General features: G+C 55.7%; 16 protein-coding genes. 2 read left to right on the top strand and 14 right to left on the bottom strand.

The window, feature by feature from the left end; translation table 11 throughout:
- The first annotated feature begins 14 nt into the window (after nt 1–14).
- The gene (locus NQ519_RS04035; RefSeq protein WP_227901027.1) at nt 15–1,784 is read left to right on the top strand and encodes a DUF4091 domain-containing protein; all 1,770 of its coding nucleotides are present in this window, start codon (nt 15–17) and stop codon (nt 1,782–1,784) included.
- A 155-nt stretch (nt 1,785–1,939) separates the two neighbouring features.
- On the opposite strand, the gene NQ519_RS04030 is transcribed toward NQ519_RS04035, so the two are convergent.
- The 13 genes from NQ519_RS04030 to NQ519_RS03970 all read right to left on the bottom strand — a co-directional run bounded on the left by NQ519_RS04030 (nt 1,940) and on the right by NQ519_RS03970 (nt 18,716).
- Nucleotides 1,940–3,685, bottom strand: coding sequence for a right-handed parallel beta-helix repeat-containing protein (locus tag NQ519_RS04030; protein ID WP_019149358.1), 1,746 nt, complete (start codon nt 3,683–3,685; stop codon nt 1,940–1,942).
- Between the two features lie 2 nt (nt 3,686–3,687).
- Entirely contained in the window at nt 3,688–5,538 is a 1,851-nt protein-coding gene (locus tag NQ519_RS04025; protein WP_147513125.1) for a right-handed parallel beta-helix repeat-containing protein, read from the bottom strand.
- Between the two features lie 94 nt (nt 5,539–5,632).
- Nucleotides 5,633–7,174 carry a BACON domain-containing protein gene (locus NQ519_RS04020; protein ID WP_161603964.1) on the bottom strand — a complete coding sequence of 514 codons (1,542 nt, stop codon included), beginning with the start codon at nt 7,172–7,174 and terminating at the stop codon, nt 5,633–5,635.
- A gap of 17 nt (nt 7,175–7,191) precedes the next feature.
- Entirely contained in the window at nt 7,192–8,673 is a 1,482-nt protein-coding gene (locus NQ519_RS04015) for a SusD/RagB family nutrient-binding outer membrane lipoprotein (protein ID WP_019149361.1), read from the bottom strand.
- A 12-nt stretch (nt 8,674–8,685) separates the two neighbouring features.
- Nucleotides 8,686–11,892 (bottom strand): SusC/RagA family TonB-linked outer membrane protein, encoded by a 3,207-nt coding sequence (locus NQ519_RS04010; RefSeq protein ID WP_019149362.1) that lies wholly within the window; start codon nt 11,890–11,892, stop codon nt 8,686–8,688.
- Nucleotides 11,893–11,912: 20 nt separating this feature from the next.
- Nucleotides 11,913–12,374, bottom strand: coding sequence for a YhcH/YjgK/YiaL family protein (locus NQ519_RS04005; RefSeq protein ID WP_019149363.1), 462 nt, complete (start codon nt 12,372–12,374; stop codon nt 11,913–11,915).
- 144 nt (nt 12,375–12,518) lie between these two features.
- A complete protein-coding gene (locus NQ519_RS04000; RefSeq protein ID WP_044118561.1) occupies nt 12,519–13,247 on the bottom strand; it encodes an HpcH/HpaI aldolase family protein in 729 nt (242 codons plus the stop codon).
- The gene (locus NQ519_RS03995; RefSeq protein WP_019149365.1) at nt 13,244–14,323 is read right to left on the bottom strand and encodes a phosphotransferase family protein; all 1,080 of its coding nucleotides are present in this window, start codon (nt 14,321–14,323) and stop codon (nt 13,244–13,246) included. Before NQ519_RS03995 ends, NQ519_RS04000 begins: the two co-directional genes overlap by 4 nt.
- Nucleotides 14,313–15,290: a bile acid:sodium symporter family protein gene (locus NQ519_RS03990; RefSeq protein ID WP_019149366.1), complete on the bottom strand. Its 978-nt coding sequence runs from the start codon at nt 15,288–15,290 to the stop codon at nt 14,313–14,315. Before NQ519_RS03990 ends, NQ519_RS03995 begins: the two co-directional genes overlap by 11 nt.
- Before the next feature lie 21 nt (nt 15,291–15,311).
- A complete protein-coding gene (locus NQ519_RS03985; RefSeq protein WP_161603965.1) occupies nt 15,312–16,460 on the bottom strand; it encodes a sialidase family protein in 1,149 nt (382 codons plus the stop codon).
- A gap of 229 nt (nt 16,461–16,689) precedes the next feature.
- Nucleotides 16,690–17,832: a LacI family DNA-binding transcriptional regulator gene (locus NQ519_RS03980; protein WP_227901028.1), complete on the bottom strand. Its 1,143-nt coding sequence runs from the start codon at nt 17,830–17,832 to the stop codon at nt 16,690–16,692.
- Between the two features lie 108 nt (nt 17,833–17,940).
- Complete coding sequence (locus NQ519_RS03975) at nt 17,941–18,321, bottom strand: relaxase/mobilization nuclease domain-containing protein (protein ID WP_019149369.1); 381 nt, start codon at nt 18,319–18,321, stop codon at nt 17,941–17,943.
- On the bottom strand, nt 18,306–18,716 hold the full coding sequence (locus NQ519_RS03970; RefSeq protein WP_044118648.1) for a plasmid mobilization protein: 411 nt from the start codon (nt 18,714–18,716) through the stop codon (nt 18,306–18,308). Before NQ519_RS03970 ends, NQ519_RS03975 begins: the two co-directional genes overlap by 16 nt.
- 453 nt (nt 18,717–19,169) lie before the next feature.
- Between NQ519_RS03970 and NQ519_RS03965 the strand changes: the two genes are divergently transcribed.
- Nucleotides 19,170–19,688 (top strand): DUF3408 domain-containing protein, encoded by a 519-nt coding sequence (locus tag NQ519_RS03965; RefSeq protein WP_019149371.1) that lies wholly within the window; start codon nt 19,170–19,172, stop codon nt 19,686–19,688.
- 222 nt (nt 19,689–19,910) lie between these two features.
- Here the strand turns inward: NQ519_RS03965 and NQ519_RS03960 are convergent, their stop codons facing one another.
- Nucleotides 19,911–21,182, bottom strand: coding sequence for a site-specific integrase (locus NQ519_RS03960; RefSeq protein WP_019149372.1), 1,272 nt, complete (start codon nt 21,180–21,182; stop codon nt 19,911–19,913).
- Nucleotides 21,183–21,663 lie beyond the last annotated feature (481 nt).

The following is a 21,663-nucleotide window of genomic DNA, read 5'->3' as shown; positions in this document are numbered from 1 at the left end:
AAAACCAGTAAGATATGAAACCGTACCTTTCTTCATTGTTATTGTCCGCAGGGCTCTCCCTGCTGCTCGTCTCGTGCGACAGCGGGACCGCCCGGAAAATCTCATCGTTCGACGAACTGCCCGACCCCACGGCCGACACGCTCTCCGACTGGTCGGGCGTTCCCCGAGGGCTCCACGCCTCGTTCGTGAGCACGGACACCGTTTTCAGACGTTCGGTCGTTCCGGACGTAGCACCCTCGACATCCGCCCGATTGGAAGGATGGCGCGGCGAACGGGTGTCCGCCCAACTGCTGCTCTGGACCGCCTCCGGTGCGGACGGCGTAGAGGTCGAGGTGGGACCGTTCAGGTCGGACGGGCACATGCTTCCTGAAGATGCCGCCCAGGCCCGATTCGTCCGCTATGTCCTGAGCGACGAGTTCGGCAACAAATGCGGCTATCACGATCCGGCGATCTACCCGCCGCACCTGGTTCCGGACATGCTCGACGACATCGATGTTTTCGACCTGAAGGCCCGGAACGTCCGTCCGGTGTGGATAACGGTCTCCGTCCCGGCCGACGCCCCCGCCGGAGAATACGTTTCGACAATCAAACTGTATGCAAAAGGCCGGCAGCTCAGAACGTTCGACATCGGACTCACGGTCATCGACCGGGAACTCCCGCCCCCTGCCGAGTGGAACTACTACCTCGACCTCTGGCAGCACCCTGCGGCCGTCGCCCGCGTCGAGGGGCTCGACATGTGGAGCGACGCCCATTTCGAGGCCCTTGTCCCGTATATGCGGCTCCTGGCCGATGCAGGACAAAAGGTCGTCACGACGACGCTGAACAAGGACCCGTGGAACAACCAGTGCTTCGACTCCTACGCCGACATGATTGTCTGGACAAAGAATGCAGACGGGTCGTGGAGCTATGACTATACGGTCTTCGACCGGTGGGTCGAACTGATGACGGGTCTGGGCATCGACCACACCATCAACTGCTACTCGATGCTGCCGTGGAACAACGAGCTCCACTACCGGGACGGTGTCACGGGCCGTTTCGTCGACGTGACAGCCGATCCGGGCACTCCGGCCTTCGAAGAGCTATGGGTACCGTTCCTCACCGACTTCACCGGGCACCTCCGTGAAAAGGGGTGGCTCGGGCGGACGAATATCGCCATGGACGAACGTTCGCCGGAAGAGATGACCGATGCGCTCGACCTCCTGCGGAAGACGGCTCCCGAATTGGGAATCGCCATGGCCGATAACAAGAACAGCTACCTGAGCTATCCCTTCATAAACAGCATGTGCGTCAAAGTTCGCGACCGGGTTCCGCCGCAGCATATCGCCGAGCGACGCGCCCAAGGCTTCGTAACGACCTACTACGTCTGCTGTTCGGACCGTTTTCCCAACATGTTCACCTTCTCCGACCCCGCTGAAGCGGTCTATGCCGGATGGTATACGGCCGCCTGCGGTTACGACGGATTCCTGCGCTGGGCCTACAATTCGTGGGTCGGGGAACCGCTGACCGACTCGCGTTTCAGAACCTTCCCCGCCGGCGATACGTATATCATTTATCCCGGGGCACGCTCTTCCATCCGGTTCGAACGACTGGTCGAAGGAATCCAGGATGCCGAAAAGATCTCGATCCTGAAAAAGGAGTTCGCAGCAACCGGAACACCGGAGGCCGCGTCACGGCTCGAACAGCTCGAAACGCTGCTCTCCGGATTCGCCACCATAACCCCGGAAGCGGGCTGGCCCGATAGGCTCTCCCGAGCCAAACGGAAACTCAACGAATTGTCGTACTGATACCAACGAAACAAGTCACTCGCAATGAGTGGCTTGTTTTTGGTGGGAACAAGCGGATTTGAACCGCAAACATCCGGCTTGTCGAGCAAGCACTCTAAACCGACTCGAAAAACAGAAAGAGAACAGATTATACACTTTCAACCTACTTATTGCCATCACCACTCTTTTTCCTGAGTTTTAACATGGATAAACGTATTGTTTTTAGTCTGAAGCCCAATTTGTGGATGCTCGTTGCGTTTACGTGAAATTCCGTAAGTCGTATTCTGAACGACATTACCTTCAACAACGATCTCCTCGGCCGGAGACGAAACGAACATCCCGTATTTACAGCCAGAAACGGCATTGCCTCGCAGTGTCACACCACAGGTGCGCGGAAAGAGACGTATGCCGTAGGAACTCGAATCATGGCCGCCGATTCTCGCGGTGGTGCCGCTATCGCGTATGAAACTATTCTCTTCCAGCAGGATATTCAGCCGGTTCAGGTCCCGATTATATTTGTTTTTGTAAAGGAAGAACCCGTTGAGACATTCATGGGTTCGATTGCCGCGGATGACGATATCACCTTCGGTGAAAATATTGTTCTGCTCGTAGCCGTCGATGATCAGAATGCCCGTGCGTGCTCCCGTAATCACGTTGTTCTCGATGACAGATCCGCCAGCATACCCTTCGAACAGCCCCACGCCCGAGGTCCCGCCCCGTTTGGCGTGGGCGTAATAATAATTGGTCTCGAACGGCAGGTCGCAATACACCTCGTTGTTACGGATGACGGTGTTGCGTCCTCCCGAGACGACTCCCTGGGCCGAACCGGAAACCTTGTTGCCTTCGAGCAGGGAGTTGCAGCAAGCCTGCTGCACGATGACTCCGGCCCACAAAGCGTTCGAAGCACGGCAATTTCGCACATAACATCCTACACAGGGGATATGGCCGACCCGCCCGGCAGTAATGTTGAAAGCGTGCGTCGAAAAATCCGATTCGCATTGCTCGAACCCGCAGCCGAATGAGGCGAAAATGCAGAAAAGGTTGTAACGCGAATAGGCTTTGAACCCTTCGGCAGCAATCGGTTTCAACGAAGCCGCCAGTTCCTCATCGAACATTGTAGAACATCCCAGGCAGCTGACGTATTTCGACCAGTTGATCGAAAAGGGGCAGTAATTGTCGGCCACGGCAGGAATCTCGACTCGGATATTCCGTGCAGAGCATTGCTCGGCATACCGGAACGATATAGCCCCTGTGCAATCCGCCGTATTAACGACCGTGAAATTACGCAGGTGGCTATTCTTCACCATCCGGAGCCGCTGTACGGTCGTATGCCGGCGCTTGATGGGATATTCTTCGAGGATTGTCTCGCGCGAAGCGTCTTTGTAATAGAACGGAAAAAGCGTTGCGGTCGTGGTCGTGACGACACAGCCTTCAACGGTTTCGACCGTGAGAAACTCCCCGAACGGACAGGTTTTCTTGTAGGTCCGTCCGAGCGTCCATTCCGGACCGCAGTCTTCACGCATCATGCTGTTGCGCTGTCCGATCAGCAGCAGGTCGTCGCCCGGGAGCAGTCCGTCGGCCGATACGAGCCGCATGGTCCGAGAGAAATCGGCCATGTCTTCGGCCAAGAGGCGCTCTTCCTCAACGACGCCCTCCACGCAGAACAGCACTTTGCCCAAAGGCCGGAAACGGGTCGCGTTTCCGGCCCCGGCAATGGTCTTGCCGCCCGGAACGCGGACTTCGGAGCAATAATACTCCCCTTCGGGCACGTAGACGAAATCGCCTTCGGCGAAAGCGGCGGCGAAAGCCCCCGCCCAATCGTCGCCCGATTTGTTTGCGGCGTAGTCGGAAAGCACGACCCGCTGGGCACACAGGGTTTCGGCCGCGGCAAGCAGGAGTACCGAGATGATAAAGCGTTTCATAATCAATAGTTTTTTACGCACGCCTGATCCAGCCCCTGACGCGGAATCAGGATCGAAGAAAAAGTGTTGTCGCTGTCGTGCAAGTGAATATCCCCGGTTTCGCCCGTGCCCGACAGATCGTCGAGAAAAATCCCGTAACGGCCGTTGGAGAAACGGTTGGCATCGAGTGTCATGTAATCGGGCATACAGCCCAAAGCAGCGCCGTAGCGGAACCCATCGGTCGCATTGGAGCGGATAGCATACTCCCCGCAGCGGTCCGAAAGGCGAATACCGTAAGTTTCCCGTTGTTTGCCCCCGGCCGATACGCTGTCTCCCGCGCCGTTCAACACATTGCACGAAAGCGTCACATGCATTGCACCGCGGGCGGTATTGTATGAATTGCGATAATGGTAAAAACCGTGGATGCAGTTCCTGACCGTGTTGTCGGCGATGACGGCATCGACCCGGTCGAAGACATTCAGTTCCTCATAACCATCCAATACGGCGATTCCGGTGTAGAAATTCTCCACGCGGTTGCCCCGGATTTCGCAGTTGCGGGCATAACCTTCGAAAACAGCTACGCCGACCGTGCCGCCCCGGGCGATCCGCGTATAATAATAGTCGGTTGAAAAGGGCAGATGAGTGCTGACCGTATTGTTCACGATCTTTGAACCACGGCATCCGGCCAACACCCCCTGCCCCGACCGTTCGACCGTATTGCCTGCAAGTTCGCTCCACGGCGTACACTGCTGCGCGATCACGCCCGCCCAGACCGAATTGACAGCCCGGCAGTTCCGTATTTTGCAGCGGATGCTCGGAATGCCGCCGGAGGAGTAGGTGATGTTGAAGGCATGGGAGGCGAAATTGTCGGTACAGTTCTCCAGCACACACTCCTGGGAACTGATGATGCGGAAGTTATTGTAGGTCGAATAGCAGTCGTAATTCTTCGTCATGCGTTTCTGGAGATCGGCAATCAGCGCCGAGGAGTATTCCGACCGGCAGCCGACGGCCTTGCAGTTACGCGCCAAATAGATCTTGAGCACCATAAACGAATCGTCCGGAACGGCTGAAACGCGGAATGTGACTTGCTCGACCGTGCAGTTCTCGGCCCATTTAATCCGCACGATCTCGGAGCAAGCTCTCGACACACGGATCGTGAAATTTTTCAGGTGCGTATCCCGCACGGCATCGATCCGTTGCAGGGTCGAGCCAGCGCGCGTCTCAAAGCCCGCTTTCACCGTTTCCTGAGATGCATCGCTGCGGTAGAAGGGAAAAAGAGTTGCTTCTTCGGTCGTTACGGTATTGCCTGCCGCCAAACGGACCGTGAGCAGTTCGCCAAAAAAACAGGTCCGGCTGTTTTTGGTCGTCTGCCCCAGGGTCCAATCGCCCGCATCTTCGCGGAACATGCAGTTACGCTGTGATTTCAGAATGACCAGATCGCCCGGAACTAACTCCCGGACCGAAGCCACTTCGATCGCCGAGGAGAAATCGGGAATGTGGTTCACGACCGGGATTTCGTCGTCGGCCGAGCCTTCCACCCGGAACAGGATCGAGCCGAGCGGCGTGAAGACCGTACCCGCGCCGGCTCCTTCGATCATCTTGCCCGAAGGCACCATAAGGGGTGAGAGCGGATATTCTCCATCAGGGACGAGAATCCGGTCGGCAACCCGGAAAGCCTCCGTAAAAGCCTTGTGCCAATCTCCGCCGGCCGCCGCGGCACGGAAATCGGTGATCGACACCGTCCCTTCGGGCAGTGTCGTCCCTCCGGAACCGGGGCCGTCGGGGCCGTTCTGCGAAGGCTTGCCGGTCGAATCCCCCGTACAGGCCATTGCAAACAGAAGAACGGGCAGGAATATGGTTTTCAGTCGGGTCATAATGGGTTGTTTTTGGTTCCGGATTGTAGAGCCTTCCGTCCGCCCGGCAGCCGGGGCGTTCGGGCGGACGGAAAACCCGACAATGTCCGGACGGTTATTCGTTCAGCGCAAAGACGCCGAAATAACACATGTAATTCGGGCCCATGGCGCTGATGACCGATGTCTTGCCGTCGGCCCGTTTGTCCGAGGCTTTCGAAACCCGGAAGCAGACCGTCTCACGGTTCTGAGCGCCGGGTGCACGCACGCTGTACGTCCCCAGAAAGTATTCGTTGCTGGTGCCGTTCGCCGCATTGTTCTGCGTGAGCACCACGCCGCAGTCGGTCCACGTCGCCGCATCGGGGCTCTCGGCCCATTCGACTTTCAGTTCGGCAACCGACGAGCTGAACGACAAAGTCCAAAGCGACAGGTAGATGTCTTCCGATATACCGGCGGTCGAAACCGTGAACTTGTAGTATTGTCCCGAACCGTCCCATGACTTGAGACTCGGCCCCCAATAGGTGTTGTCGGCAGCATACGCCTTCGTACAATCCCTGCGGGCGAACGAGGACTTGACATCGGCACCGGCGCTGTTGATCTTTACACCGAACGTAGCCGTTCCCGAACCCTTTGCCACGCTCCAGCCCGTATCCGAAACCGCACTCTTATCCCCGTACCACTCTGCGATCGAACGGTAGGACTCGGCGGCGATCTTCACCATGTCGGCCTCCGAACGCAGCCTCAGTGCGGGAGTGGAACCCGAACGGTCGATGGAGCCCGTCAGGTTATAATCCCCGAAAAGGATGTTCTGCGCGTGTTTGAAACCATCGCTATCGCGAGTGCGCACCGTAAAGGTATTGCCTTTGCTGTCGCGGATCGTGAGGTCGCATTCGAATCCCGCGAGGGTCAGGTTGTAGAGCGTACCCAGGGGAACTGCGAAATTGACGTTCCGGAGCGTAACCAGCGTGTTATGCGGTACGGCATCGAGCGTCGTGAAGTCGGAAAGCATCAAAACGCTGGTCTGTATCAGGGTGAGCGTTTGCTCCAGCGAAGGTTCGTCGAGCGCATAGATCCGGATACGTGCCTGTCGGTCGCCGCTGTACGGCGTGACCGAAACGGGCAGCCGGTCGGCTTCCAGGTCGGGCGCGCCGAGCGTCACCCACGCAGCGTCGGCGGCATCGACCAATTCGGCTCCCCAATCGATATTCGTATCGACACCGATGGCTATTTCGTCGCCGTCGGCGCTGACCGTAATCTCCGGCTCCGCGATTTCAAGGCGTTTCGCGGGAGCGCTCTGGTTGACGGGGATGGTTGCAACGACATTGCCCCCGCCGTCGCGGGCGGTCAGGGTACAACTGCGCGGATAAGGCTGGTCCTGAACCTGGACGGTCACATAAAAACGGCCTTCATCCTTTCCTGCGGCCGGATACACCGTACACCACTCTTCGGCGTCGCTCGCGACGGTCCAGCTGATGTTCGACCTTACGACGACACGCACTTCCTGTGTTTTGTCCGCGGCTCCCCCTTGCGGCTCGAGCTGGATGGGATTTTCGGCGGAGTAGTCGCTCTCGAAATAGGGCGCTACCCCATTTTCATCATTCTCGCAGCCTGCCGTCCAAAGTATCGGAAGCAGCAATGCAAGTATTCTGAATCGTTTCATAGTCTTCGAATTAAAGGTTAGTAATTGGTTCCCGAGGCCCACCATACCTTGGTCAGCATGTCGTCCTTACCGCCCATGCGTTCGACGGCTGCACGATATTGCACCTCGTTGGCGGTCTGGCTGATGGTCGGATAGCACAGACGGGTAGGAAGCGTGGCTACGCCGTTCGCATTCTTGTTCTCGCAGGCCGGGCCGATCTCGAGCGTCGGATAGCCCGTGCGGCGGTAGTCGCACCATGCCTCGAAGCCCACCATGAAGAGGCTGACCCATTTCTGCTCGATGATCCGCTCGATCGTACCGTCGTACTGTACCCGGGGATGTGCGAGTGTCAGATCGGCTGCCGAGGCAGCCGCATCGCCGCACCATTCGGTCACGGAAGCCCGGACAGCCTGCTTGTAATACGCTTCGGCGTCGCCGGCAATATATCCGCGCGCAGCGGCTTCGGCCAGGATGAACTGCTGTTCGGCGTACGACATGAAGGTCGAAGGCTGTATGTCGCTCGAAAGCGCACGGGCATAGTTCGACGTGGTGCTCTTGTTCGCATTGATGTAATCGTCCTCCTGCCCCGAAAGCATGCCTTGATAGACCTGCTGTCCGCTGACCGTGACCGGGTCCGCATATTTGGAGAGGCGCGGGTCGCCGCTGTCGTCCAGCAGGCCGATCAGGCGCGAACACATACGTTTGTTCTGCGAAGCGGCAGGCGCCGTCAGCGAACCCGAGGGACCGAAACCGTTGAAGAACGGCACGACACCCGTGAACCGCAGGATAGCCCCGTCGGCGTTATTTTCAAAGAGTGCTCCGGCCGAGACCACCTCCTGCATTGCGGCCGAAACGTCGACTCGACGGCTCTGGCGCAACAACAGCCGCAGCCGCAGGGCATTGGTGAATTTCCGCCACTTTTTCAGGTCGCCGTTGTAGAGCAGGTCGTAGCCCGCGTCATCATAGGCCGCCGACGTGTCGTACAGCCCGTCGGCTGTTTTCAGCTCGTCGCACAGCGAGGCGTAGATGTCCTTCTGTTCGTCGTATTTGGGGTGGGTAATGTTGTCGCCGACAATCCGGAACGCCTCGGAATAGGGCATGTCGCCGAAAATATCGGTCATCGCCGAGACGTAAAAGGCTTTCAGGGTGATTGCAATAGCCTGGCTGTTGGGGTCGTCCTGGTCCACGGCCAGCCGGGCCATGTGCACGGCGTTCATGCATGAGCCGCTGAGGTTGCGCCACAGCATCTCCGAATCGCTGGCCTTAAGGACGAAACACGAGATCTTCTCCAGTCCGTCGGACTGCATGGCATACTGCATCAGGTCGCCGTTAATGCGCCACGAGCGGTATTGCAGCGTCCAGTTGCCGTCGTAGAGCAGGTTCTGCAGCAGTGATGAGGGCGCAGTTTCCCCAAGGGTGATCTGGTTGGGGTTGTTGTTCATCTCCTCCAATTTCTGACACGATACAATCGTCGCAGCGGCGAGGAGCGTCGTCAGGCAGAGTGTGCGTATGTTTTTCATAACTGCGGGATTTTAGAATTGAAGTTTTACGTTGAACCCGTAAGAACGGGTCATGGGGAACTGTCCGGATTCGAAGCCCGTGGTGATGGTCGATCCGTTCAGTGCCGCAATCTCGGGGTCGTATTGCGGCCAGCGCGTCCACATGGCCAGATTGCGGCCGAAGACCGCGACACTGACGCCGCGCAGGAAGCGCGTTTTCTCCATCCATTTTTTCGGCAGCGAGTATTCCAGACGCACCTCACGCAGTTTGATGAACGAAGTGGAGAAGATGTTGGACTCGACGTTATCGCGGTTGTAGACCCGGTCATAGTAGGTTCCGATCTCCTCGGTGACCTCCATGTTGGGCGAATAGGTTCCCGTGGCGGAGTCATAGACATAACCCTTGCCGACCAGTCCGTCGTAACGGCCTTCGAGCGAATTGTTCAACTTGCCTAGATAAGAGAACATCGAATTGGAAAGCGACCAAGCGTGTCCCCCGAACTGACCGTCGGCCGAAACGCTTAGTTTCAGGCCTCGGTAGGAGAACTTCATGGTGATCCCTCCCTTCCAGTCCGGCTGCGTGTCGCCCAGATACCGCAGTTCGGTTTTGTTCTGCACAGGGTAACCGTTCTCATAGAGTATTTCGCCCGAGATGTCCTTCACCGAACCGTCGGGCATGACGCAAGTCGCACCTTCAGGAATGCGTTCGAATCCCGTGCCGTAAAGGGCCCCCAGCGTCCCGCCCGGCCGGGCGATGACCTGCGCCGTAGCGATCTTACTGATGACCCACTGGTCGACCCCTTCGGTCAGTTCGAGCACCTCGTTGCAGTTGCGGGAGTAAACTACGTCGATGTCCCAGCGAAATTTCTTCGTGCGGACCGGTGTGCCGCTGAGAGCTACCTCGATGCCTTTGTTCACGAGTTTGCCGGCGTTGATGAGCGTATTCTGCGAACCCGTGACGGGATCGACCGGAGCACTGAGAATCTGATTGCGGCTCGTAGAGTAATAATAGGTGAAATCCACGCCGAGACGCCCTTTGAAGAAACGAGCCTCCAAACCGGTCTCCCAACTCTCTACCATCTCGGGTTTGAGATCGGCATTGATAATGCCCGTAGGATAGATCAAGCCGCCGCCGAACTCGCTGTTCGTATAGTAGTTGTTGATCTTGTAGGGATCGGTGTCGTTGCCGACGTTGGCCCATGAAAGGCGCACTTTCAGCAGATCGACGGCAGGCGCCTTCTCGCTGAATCCGAAGATCGATGAAAGCAGTACGCTGGCGCTGACCGAGGGATAGAAATAGGAGTTGTTGCCCTTGGCAAGCGTCGATGACCAGTCGTTGCGCCCCGTGACGTCGAGATAAACGTAGTCCTTGTAGCTGAACTGCGCCATGGCGTAGAGGCTGCGGATCGATTTGTCGCGGATCGTATTGGTGTAGAGCGGGCGGTCCACTGAATTGGCGAATTTGTAAACTCCGGGGGTCTTCAACGCCGTGGACCACATCGTGCTGTTATTCTGGTTGTAGCGCATGATGTTGCCGCCGACCGAGGCGTTGAGTCCGAAATCGCCCCAGCGATTGTCATATTTGAGGAGAAAGTCATGGTTAAACTCGGCACGGTAGAGCCGCTGTTCCTTGTATTTGCCATTGGCAGCCTTGCGCGAACCGAAGGGCTGTTGCTGTGTGCGGAACTCGTTGTTCATGTCCAATCCCGAGCGCAGCATCAGGCTCAGGCATTTGGCCAGCCTGACATTGAGGCTTACATTGCCATAGACCCGGTTGCGAAGCATTGTATTGAGTTGCTCATAGGCCTGCAAATAGGGGTTGTCGGCACTCGTGGTGAAGGGATTGTTCTGGGTATATTCGTCGATGCGGTAGTCCTTGTACCACTTGATAGGCACGCTCTGCTGCGACCACATCAGCGTATAAGGGATGGTCGATACGCCGTATCCCGACTGCGGCAGGTTATCGCTCTGCTTGCGGTTGTAGTTGACCTTCATGTCGAGCGTCAGCCAGTCGGTCACCTCCGAGCGGAACGATGCGGAGAGGGTCTGACGGTTGTAACCCGTGTTGGGCGTGATCCAGTCGTTCCGGTTGTCGGTGAACGAAAGTCGGGCCGAGGTCCCCTTGCCGTTGCTGCCGTCGATCGCCACGAAATTATTGTAGGTTACGCCCGTTTCGAAGAAACCTTTGTACCAGTCGCGGGCGACCCAGGGAGTGGCGGTGTAAGTCCCGTCCTCATTCTTGGCCCCGTATTGGTAATAGAGCTGCCCTTCGAATTTCGGTCCCCATGAACGGTGATTCTGAGTCTTTGTAAGCCCCTCGGCCGCAATGTTATAGAACGAGTAATAACGGTCGTTCCCGATACCGCCCGAACCGTACTGATCCTGGAAATCGGGCCAGTAACCGGCATTTTCGAACGTTACGGTCGTCGAGTAGGTGACGCGCACGCCGCGTTCCTTGCTACCCGATTTGGTCGTGACGACAATGGCACCGTTGGCGGCGCGTGAACCGTAGAGCGCCGTTGCGGCGGCACCTTTCAGTACGGTGATCGACTCGATGTCATCGGGGTTGAGGTCGCTGGCGCCGTTGCCGTAGTCGATGGGCATGTCGGACGATCCGGCGTCGTAGGCCGATGTCGATCCTCCCGAGCTGTCCATGTCGCTGAGCATGGGTACGCCGTCGATAACGAAGAGCGCTTCGCTGGCGGCAGGATTGATCGATGATTCGCCGCGCAGGGTCACGCGCATCGAACCGCCGGGACCGGCCCCGGCCTGGTTCATGTTGAGTCCGGCGACTTTACCGGCAATACCGTTGAGCCAGTTGCTCGAAGCGGCATTGTTCAGCTCGTCGGCACTCATTTTCGAGACGGCATATCCGAGCGACTTTTCCTCGCGTTTGATACCGAGCGCCGTCACGACGACCTCGTTGATCGTCTTGCGGTCCTCCTGGAGTACGATGTCAATGGACGTGCGGTTGCCGACGATGGCCGATTTTTCGGCATAGCCCAGGAATGAAAAGACGAGGATGTCGGTTTCGGATGCCTGCACGGAGTATTTACCGGTCTTATCGGTCGTTGTTCCGCGGTTGGTTCCGCGAACGAGCACGCTGACGCCCGCCATGGGTGTCGTTCCGTCGCTGTCGAACACCGTGCCTTTGACGGCGCGAAGCGTTTGCGCCGGAAGCATTGCCGGAAGCACCGACAGCACGAAGAGCGCAAAACAGAATTTGAACAGGTTTTTCATAAGGTTGGTGTTTGAGGTGGTTAGTTGCATTTGATCTTGAAGACCGCCTTGCGCTGCGTCCCCGACCCGATCATGGGTGCATGAGCGGTCTCGGGCGTGAAGACGATCAGTTCGCCCGGCCCGGCATCGACGTAACGGCGGGGCGAGTCATCGAAGAAGAGAATGTCGGCGGCCGTATCCATCGTCCCGCGCGGGGCGTGGCATTGTGCGCGGGATGCCAAACCGAAACGTTCCGGCTGCAGGAGCGGAATCTGTACGTCGAAATAACGGTCGTGGGCTTCGAGGACTCCGTTGCTTGCAGGGTGCATCTCTCCCGTGACGATTAGCAGGAAAATCTCCTCACCGTCGATCTCGTGACGCCCTTCGGCGAGCGTATCCAGACTGTGGGTTTTCAAATAGTCGAACATCTTGCCGAAACGGGCGTCGGCAGCAGCCCATCGGTGGGTTTCATCGGATTCCGGTTTTATGACAATCGATTGCATGATCGACTGCGGATAAGGGTTGCCGGTCGGTGTACGGCGTTCGGGGGCTCCGCTGCAGGAGACGGACAGGACGGCTGCTGACAGAAATGCACCTCGGATTATGAATGACAGTGACATAGGTTGAGTTTTAAGGTCGGTGTTGTGTTATTCGAAAGCCTGTATCAGTTGTTTATAGCCGGAGCGCAGGATGCCCAGATCGGAACCGGCGGCCAGGGCGGTGAATCCATATCCGCGGAGTTTGGGGATGTCGACCGTGTCGCGGACAAGGATGCCGGCCTGTTTACCGCAGGCGTGTGCGGCTTTTGCGACACGCTGCAACGCCTCGTCGAAATCGAACGTCCGCTCTGCGGGACGCACGGATAGATCGAGCCCCAGGTCGCGCGGTCCGACAAAGAGCATGTCTACCCCGTCGACTGCGGCGATCCGTTCGGCTTCGAGGACCCCTTCGTAATCTTCGATCTGCGCCAGCAGCAGAGGTGCTTCCCAGCCACTCATTTCCTTCGGGGCCCGGGCTCCGTAGCCGAATGAGCGGGTCGAGGTCGAGAAACCGCGTTCCCCGTGGGGCGGATAGCGCATGGCGCTTACGATCTGTGCGGCTGTCGCGGCGTCCGACACATGGGGAACCATGATGCCTGCGGCTCTGAAATCGAGGACCCGGCCGACGAGCGACGGGCGAAATTCGCCGATACGGACGATGACTTTCACACCCGATGCGGCGGCAGCGTGGAGGTTCGGCAGCAGGTCGGCCTCGGTCATGCTGCCGTGTTCGAGATCGAGCAGCAGCCAATCGAATCCCATGCCGGCAACTGCTTCGGTGATGACGGGGGCACCGACCGAAATCCAGGTTCCCGTGCCCAAAGTTCTCGTATTCATAATTGATCTATTTTAAAGTTGCCTTTCAGCCCTTCGCATGCGGCGTCGATACGCATGCGGGTCTGTATTTCGAGTTTGCCCCCGTCGTCCGACAGGAAGAAATCGCTGTTCTTCTGAAAATAACCCGCTCCGACACGGATGACGGCTTTGAAGAGCATGTTACGCAGCAAGTGAAGCCAGAAGCGGGGCTCGAAATTCTCCGGCAAGGGCCGCACGCTGCGATAACCTTCGATAAGCGCTTGTATTTCGCTTCCGGAGTGAAAACAGGCCATCAGCGAAAGGTCGTCGGTGGGATCGCCTGCAACGGCGTCGTCCCAATCGATCACCGATTGGATTTCGTCGCGTGTTCCCATGACATTCCAGAGCGCCAGGTCTTTGTGAACCAGGCATCCCCGCCCGATGTCGAGCAGCCCCAGGCGGCTGCCGACGAGTTCCACGATATCCTGCGACCGGGCGCGTGTCAGAAAATCGTGTGTAACCAGAAAATCGAGGTGTTTTTTAAGGTTGAGCGTGTAATAATCCCGATAGGCGGCATGCAGCCCGCGGAGTGTGCCGCTGCGGCGAAGTTCTTCGGCATCGAACGGGCCGAAACCCGTGGGGGTGATTTCCTGCCAGCGTGCCACATAGCTCCCGAGGGTGCGCATGATCTCCGGAGTTGCGAGTTCGCCCTGCCGGTAGATGCGGTTCAGGTCGCTGCTCTCGAGTTTTTCCATGATCTGATAGGCGAACGGCACCCCGCGGCGCGAGGAGTCGACCGCATAGATATGCGGCGTAGGGACACCCGCGGCGCGGACCCGTTCGATCACCGACGCTTCGACTTCCATGTAGTCGTCGCCGTCGGGACCGTTCTCGATCCGGATGAAGTAGGTCTTACCCGCGTGATCGGCCAAAAAAGTCAGGTGGTTGCCCTGTCCTCCGGCCGGCCGCAGCGTCGTGAGCTCCCCGAAGTAACCGGTCAGCATCTCCCCGACCCGCTTTTCGATGTCGACGCTATTGCCCCGGCCATTCCTGTCGATCGCGTAGAACGCCTGCGGACGGTCGCATTTCCAATAGTAGATATTTGTCCTATTTGCCATGTTCCGGAGTGTTTTGCAGGTTCTCGCGCGTCGTAAAACGCCAGAGCGTCGCCAACAAGCCGCCGATGACGGTCTGCATGATCGAGCAGAACACCGAAGGTACGGCTACCAGCGGCATAAGCAGCGGAAAACTGTCCTTGGCCAACACCGCTGCCAGTCCCCCGTTCTGCATGCCCGTTTCGCAGGCGATGGCCTTGGCTATCCCCTGGTCGTAACGGAAGATGCGCCCCAGCGTATACCCCAGCGTGAATCCGAGCGTGTGCAGCAGGCTCGAAGCGAGAATCAGCAATCCGGCATATTCGAGCATCGTCTCCCGGCCACCGATGACGGCCGGAGCGATGATGCCTCCTGAAATGAACACGATGGCGATCGTCGAAACGACCGGCCCGGTCTGGCCGAGTCCCGCGACGAAACGCGGGAACCTGTAATTGATGAAGACCCCCAGTGCGACGGGAATCAGTACGACCTGCACGACATTCATGAACATTCCCCAGGCATCGACCGGAACGAACTGTCCGGCAAGCAGTTTACACAGCACGGGGGTCATGACGATTCCCAGCAGCGTGGAGACGGCCGTACTGATGACCGACAATGCGACGTTGGCTCGGCCGATGTAGGCGATCATGTTCGAGGCCGTTCCGCCCGGGCAGCAGGCCACAAGGATAAGGCCTACGGCAAATTCCGTGGGAAGTCCCAGCAGATGCGCGATCAGCCATCCCGAAAGGGGCATGACCGTATATTGTGAAATGGCGGCCAGCACCACGGTACGCGGCATGCGGAACAAGGCGCGGAAGTCTTCGACTTTGAGCGTGAGCCCCATTCCGAGCATTACCAACGCCAGAGCCCAGGTCATCAGGTTTCCGTGCGTGAACCAGAGGAAGGCTTCGGGAAAGAAGTAACCGATGACGAAACTCAGGACAATCCAGACAGCATAGAGGTTGATGAACCATTCAGCGATTTTTTTCATTTGGATAGGGTTTTAGGTTGTTTAGCGGTTTTTACTGCGGTGGGTTTTGATTCGTCCGGGCGTACTGATGATTTTGCGGAGGACGCCGCGCGGGGAGACGACCTCTCCGCGCAGCACGTCGTCGGGCGTAAAGCGCGCCAGCAGGATTTCACCGTCCTTGGAACGGTTGCGGTCATAGGAGATGTAGACATAACCGTCGGAAGACTCGAACCCGTCGGGATAAGAGATGCCCCGGCGTTCGTCGAGCAACAATCCGCCCTGCCAGGTGAGACCGTCGTCTTCGGAGATAAAAGCCCGGAGGTGCGAACGTTCGGGGGTCTGCTCGTCGGTCATGCCGTGACGTACGAGCAGCAGGCGTCCGTCGGCGAGGCGGCGGATGAAATGACGCGAGTTGACATGGGACTGCCACTCCTCGGGCGCGCTCCAGGTACGCCCTTTGTCGTAGGAGAGCGAACGGTAAATCCAGCCAGCCTTCGACCGGACGGTCATAGCCAGGGAACCGTCACGGCGTTCGACGACCATATTCTCGTCGTGACGCTGTCCGGGGACGGCAATGCCTGCATGCAACTGCCAGGAACGGCCCTTGTCCGAAGAGATGAAGACATTGGCCCGCCGCAACGAGTCGTATTCATGCCAGGCATCGTGATAAACGTTCTGTTTACGACCGTCATCCAGCAGAATATCGATCACGCCGCGCTCCCAGAGCGACTGCGGCAATATCCATTCGCCGTTCGAAAGCACGGTCGGTTTGTTCAGCGTGAAACCGACGCCGATGTACTGCGGCTCGCTCCACCGGGGTTTCCGCCCGTCGGGATTCCGGCAGACCGCAGCCCATGTGCCTCCCCTGCCGTCGTAATAGGTCATGGCAACGTCGTAGAAAAGCCACAGCCGTCCGTCGGGATCGCACCACAGATTGCCCACGATCGTCCGCCGCTTTTCGGGAAGCGTTGCGTCGTGCGGATCGACGACGGCTTTCGTATCGCTCCACGTTTCACCCCCGTCGTCGCTCCAGGCCAGCAGGAAATAGGCGTCGGCATCGTCTCCGCCGGCGACCCAGCAGCACCAGATCCGACCGCCGGGGGTTTGCTCGATACCGATCGTCATGCCGTAGTCGAGGTTGGCGAGTCTGTACTTTTCGGCGGGACGTGTATCGACCCGAACCGGCTCCATGGCGGGATCGGGACGTTCGGATGTGCCGATAACGGGGTCCCGCGACGGCGGGAGAAGGCGGGACGGACGCTTTTCCGCCGCAGGCATGCAGATTGGACCAATCAGTGCGAAAACGGAGGACAAAAGCCATAAACAAGAATGAAGTTTCATAGATTCGGTTTCTGTTTTTTATTTACGCAATCGGTTGCGTAAATTGTGAAATAAAAAAGGGTCAATTATCGGTGGTTCGCTATACCGGAGTTGTTGCCGGCGCATACTTTCTTTTCATGGATGATTCCCGCACGATCAGTTGCGGTTTGTAGACGATATTCCGGTGCGGCATACCGTCGATCGCTTCCAGCATCATCTGGGCAGCTGTTTCGCCGATCTTGCCACTGAACTGCTCGATGGAACTGAGCGGCGGGTTGAGCAAAGTGTCCCAGGGTTCGTTGACGAATCCTACGACTGCGATATCCTGCGGAATACGCACTCCAGCCGCAATGAACTCTTCCATTGCGGCCTTTGCCGCAAAGTCTCCCGAAAAGAGAATGCCATCGGGCAACTCTTTGTGCATCAGTAGTTTTTTTGCGTACTTACGGCCCTCGTCCTCGGTTGTAATTGCCGTATGAATCGCCTGGGGAGCTATCCCCAGACCGTGCTTCTCGAGCGCTCTGCGAAACCCGGCGTCACGATCGCTCCATACCGACACATTCTGAGGCCCGCGGAAATGATAGATACGCCGGCATCCCTGCTCGATCAGGTGCTCCGTTGCACGATAGGCACCGTCGAAATCGTCCTGTACCACACAACTTGTATTGTCGATGGGCATTTTACGGTCGAACATCACCAGCGGAATGTTGTTGTCGACCAGCATTTGGTAATGGGAGTAATCGGTCGTTTCCGCCGCTACGGCAGCAATGACCCCAATCACCTTTCCTTGGCTGAGTGACGTGATGATTTTCCGCTCCCGTTCGTACAGGTTGCCCGTGCTGGCGATAATCAGGTCATAACCGGCCTTATAAAGTTCGCGCTCCACACCCGCAATGGCTTCGACAAAATAGGTACGGTTAATTTGGGGAACAACAATACCGATGGTTTTCATTTTGCCGGTTTTAAGCGCGACTGCAATATGGTTCGGTTTGAAATTCAACTCTTTCGCCAACGCCCGCACAGCTTCTTTCATCTCTTTTCCGATCGACGGATGATCATGTAGCGCCCGTGATACAGTCGAAGCGGAGACATTGAGCCGCCTGGCCAGATCGTAGATCGAGATTTTCTTCGTATTTCCGCGAGGGTTCATGATTTTGTAGTTACGCAATCGGTTTCGTAAAGCGAAGTTATAAAAGATTTTTTCAATTCCAAAATTTTCTACAAAAAATTTAGACCTGTGCACCGTATATATTTAGTTTGTCTTTAAATTGCTGGAAGGGGGGGGGAAACAAAGGAGTGTGCAATCCTACATTTGCGTCCAAAAACGCAATCAACTGAGCAATCTTTCTGATCAAATTACGGTTACGAGGTGCATATTTAGCATGATGGTCTGGTTATAAATGCCATATAGTCCATACATGATGAAAACTACACTTGTCGGGATCAAGAGTAGCTTTTCCAACACAATCTCCCGCAACTGTTCGTCTGTCAGCCTGTCCTCCGGTGAAGGGTTCAGCGAGGCATGGAAAACCGTGTTCATAGTCCTGCGGTTGGCTTCGAGATACGGCATGAAGCTCTCCATGCAGGCATCAATATCAAGGCGTCCGCATTTATCATATGGTTCGAGCATCTTCTGCCAAAGCAGCACTTCGGCTTCATCCTTATCTACCTTCTCCTTGTTGTAACGCAGGGCCCCGCCGGGTGTTGCCCCGGATCTTATATTCGCAACCATTCCTTAGCTTGTTTGGCAAGGTTCAGAATCTCGATACTCAGGGCCTTCAACTCCCTCGTGCGCTGTTCCAATGCGGCGATCTGATGCGGGATAGCGACGTTGGAGAAGTGCGCATTGACAGCCTTTACAATCTGATTATAGTTGTTGGCGAGTTTCTGAAACTGGAAATAAAAGTCGTTCAGCCGGGCGACGAACTGCGTCTTTGACGGGTCGCGTCTGATGACAACAAATTCCTCGGCGAAGATTCTTTTGACGATAAACCGGCTGCGGTTATGCTCAAGTCCGGCTTTGCAGAGCAACTCGTTGAAGCGGATATTCTGCTCTTCATTGAGCCGGAAGGAGTATTTATAACTCGGAGTTCGGAATTGTTGTGTGTGTGTTCGGTCGGTATTCATAATATCGGTTAAAAAGGCGTTCGACTCGGGAGAACGCCCGGCCTCGCAGGGCGAGCACCTTTGTCGGACAAATGCCAATTTGTCGGACAAAGGTACAGCTCGCTGTTATCTGGCGATAACAAAAATCCGCGGCGGAAATTTTTTGTGAAAACTTTGAAAAACCTCCGCTACGGCTTTCGAGGACGGGTCTTTCCCGGTTGCAATATTACAACCGTCCGGGCGCCAAAACAAGCTCTAGGTGCGGACTGGAGCGGTCGTGGCCGGACATCAAAACCGAGGTATTTCAGTCGGTGGTATCCTGCATCATGAAAGGTAGGTTTTCTTGTTCCGTTCATTATTCCGATATAAACTGCGTGAAGCAGAAAATGGTATTTTGAATGGTTTAAACCATAAAACCAGACACACACGCTTTACAAGCATAAAGCGAACGTTCAATCTTAAAAACATTGTACCATGGATTCATTAAAAGAAACCGACAACCTCGCAACAAAACCATCGAAGCGTCCCCATATCGAAGTCGACGAAGAATTGATGCGTCAGATGATCGCCGGACAAGCCCCTTTGGATTCGAAAGTTGTCCGCCGGATTCCCGATCCGGAAGCGGAAAATACGGACGCTCCCGAGGGAAAGACATCGGAAACGGTATCCGGAGCATCGGCTCCGACTGCTGAAAGGACAGACGTCAATACCCAAACGAGTGACGTAAAGGAGCTGGCCGGATTCCGTCGCAAAAAGATTCCGCTGCCGGATTTCGAACGCACATTCTTTGCCCCGGCGGACTGCCGTAACCGTTCGGCGATCTATATCAGTGCGGCAACCAAGCACAAAGTATCAGCAATCCTCCACTTATTGGGGAATGAGAATACAAGGCTTACAGCTTTGGTCGACAATATGCTACGCTTTGTAATCGGAATTTACAGCGACGAGTTGAATTATCTCCACGAGAAGAAGAACAACAGACGACTATTTTAAACAGATAATGCGATAAGCGATTACTTGGGTTTCTGATATGGACGTAGCGAAACGACTGGCGTCTGGGCCGCAAAAGTCCGCCTTTTCCGACGACCAGCAAAATGCCGGGGATGGAAATACGCAAGGCTCGCCCTCGGGCGATTCACAAGGTCTTGCGTATTTCCATCTCCGGCGTTTAATTGCCTCTCGGCGGGAAACTTGTAATCGTCGATGTCTTTCGGATTAGCCGTCGCTCTCTTCTTTCAGAGTCGGACATTGGAACCGTTCGCCAATTTGGTCCTCTATTCGGCTTATCGCATTATCTATCATTTGGTTTGTCACCTTGGCATAAATCTGAGTCGTGGTCGTATATTTGTGTCCCAACATTTTTGATACTGTTTCCAGTGGAATACCGTTTATCAAGGAGACCGTCGTTGCAAAGGTATGTCTCGCCATGTGGAATTTCAGATTCTTGGTAATTCCGCATTGTCTGGCGATATGTTTCAGGCAGGCATCCGAGGATTTCAATGAAGCTACCGGAAAGACCTTTCCCGGATTCTCGGGAAACAGCGGATTATACCTATTCTCCTCTATTCGGTACTTTTCAAGAATAGCTTTCGCAACCGGAAGTAGTTTTACCGTAAACGGTACTTTCGTCTTCTGACGGATACTGTTAATCCACCATGCTCCGTCCGGAGTCTGTTTCAACTCCTCATAACTCAGTTTGGCCAGATCGGCATAGGACAGGCCCGTAAAACAACAGAACAGAAACATATCCCGTGTCCGATCCTGACGCTGCTGCTTGACTTTGCCGATAATTAGTTTATTGATTTCTTCTTCGGTGAGATATTCAATTTCCGGCTGGTCGGCAAAGTAGTAGTAATAGGCAAACGGATTCTTCTCCATTTGCCCGTCGTTAAACGCTTTCTTGACGATATGCTTCAGTGATTTGATCTCAACGCTGATCGTCGTGTCGGCAAGGCCCTTGACATGTTTCAGATAGGCGGCAAACTTCTCTGCAAAAGACTGATCCAGTTCCACAAGGGGTATATCCTTGACTTTATAGTCCTGACAGATGAAAAGACTCAAATCGCGTCGTAGCGTTTGATAACGGAATAAGGAATGGATAGTACGGTCCACATCTATACGGTTCTTGTACTCTTTGCAGAATTCATCGCATAACTCCAGTAACAGTTTATACCTTTTACTGAAACCCAGATAGGCGTTCTTCACCTTATCGGCGGAAACATATCCGTCACGGTCGCAGATAGACTGGTAATGCTTTCCGATCTGGATACGAATATTATCCAGATAGCGGTTGATACGGTCGGCTTCGAGGCTTTTGCCTTTGGCGCGACCGCCCTTCACCTCCCACAGATGGGGAGGAACGCTGAGTTTGGCGCTGAACTGGGCGATCGTACCGTTGACGGTAATACGGCCCATGACGGGAACAACCGGCTGAACTTTGTGTTTGTCCTTTTTGAGGTAGAACAGAACCTTGAATGTACTGCGCATACTCCGATGAAATTTGGGGGTTAAAACTAATTTCCTCAGAGTTGTCTGTCAAGATGAAGCGCGATGCAAGAAATTGCAAACGAATATTTTATGCAAAATACAGCAAAACAGACGAGGTAACGATCTGGAAACCGTAACCTCGTCTGGAATTACCTTATTATGCTTGGAATCCCTCGAAGAAGAAACCCTGTGCAAAGATTAAATCGCTGAATATTTAATATTTACACCCATTTTCTCCTCTCGGGAAACGAATGGGTAGTACTTCTGTACAATCCATTTGCCCCGTTCTTTCCGATGCATAAAACATGCTCGCCGGAACTCCCATATCCGGCTTTCAGCCGGACAATCCATCCCGGGAAACAACCCGGTGCAGGCCGCACTTGCTCGCCGGAAAACACACATAAACCCTCTTAGCCGGGAATTCCATGCAATGAAAATAGTGTGTAATTTTCAGATATGCCCTTATTTGGGGGACTAACAG

The organism is Alistipes senegalensis JC50 (assembly GCF_025145645.1).
In the GTDB taxonomy this organism is placed as follows: Bacteria; Bacteroidota; Bacteroidia; order Bacteroidales; family Rikenellaceae; genus Alistipes; species Alistipes senegalensis.
This window is presented reverse-complemented; position numbering and strand designations above follow the sequence as displayed.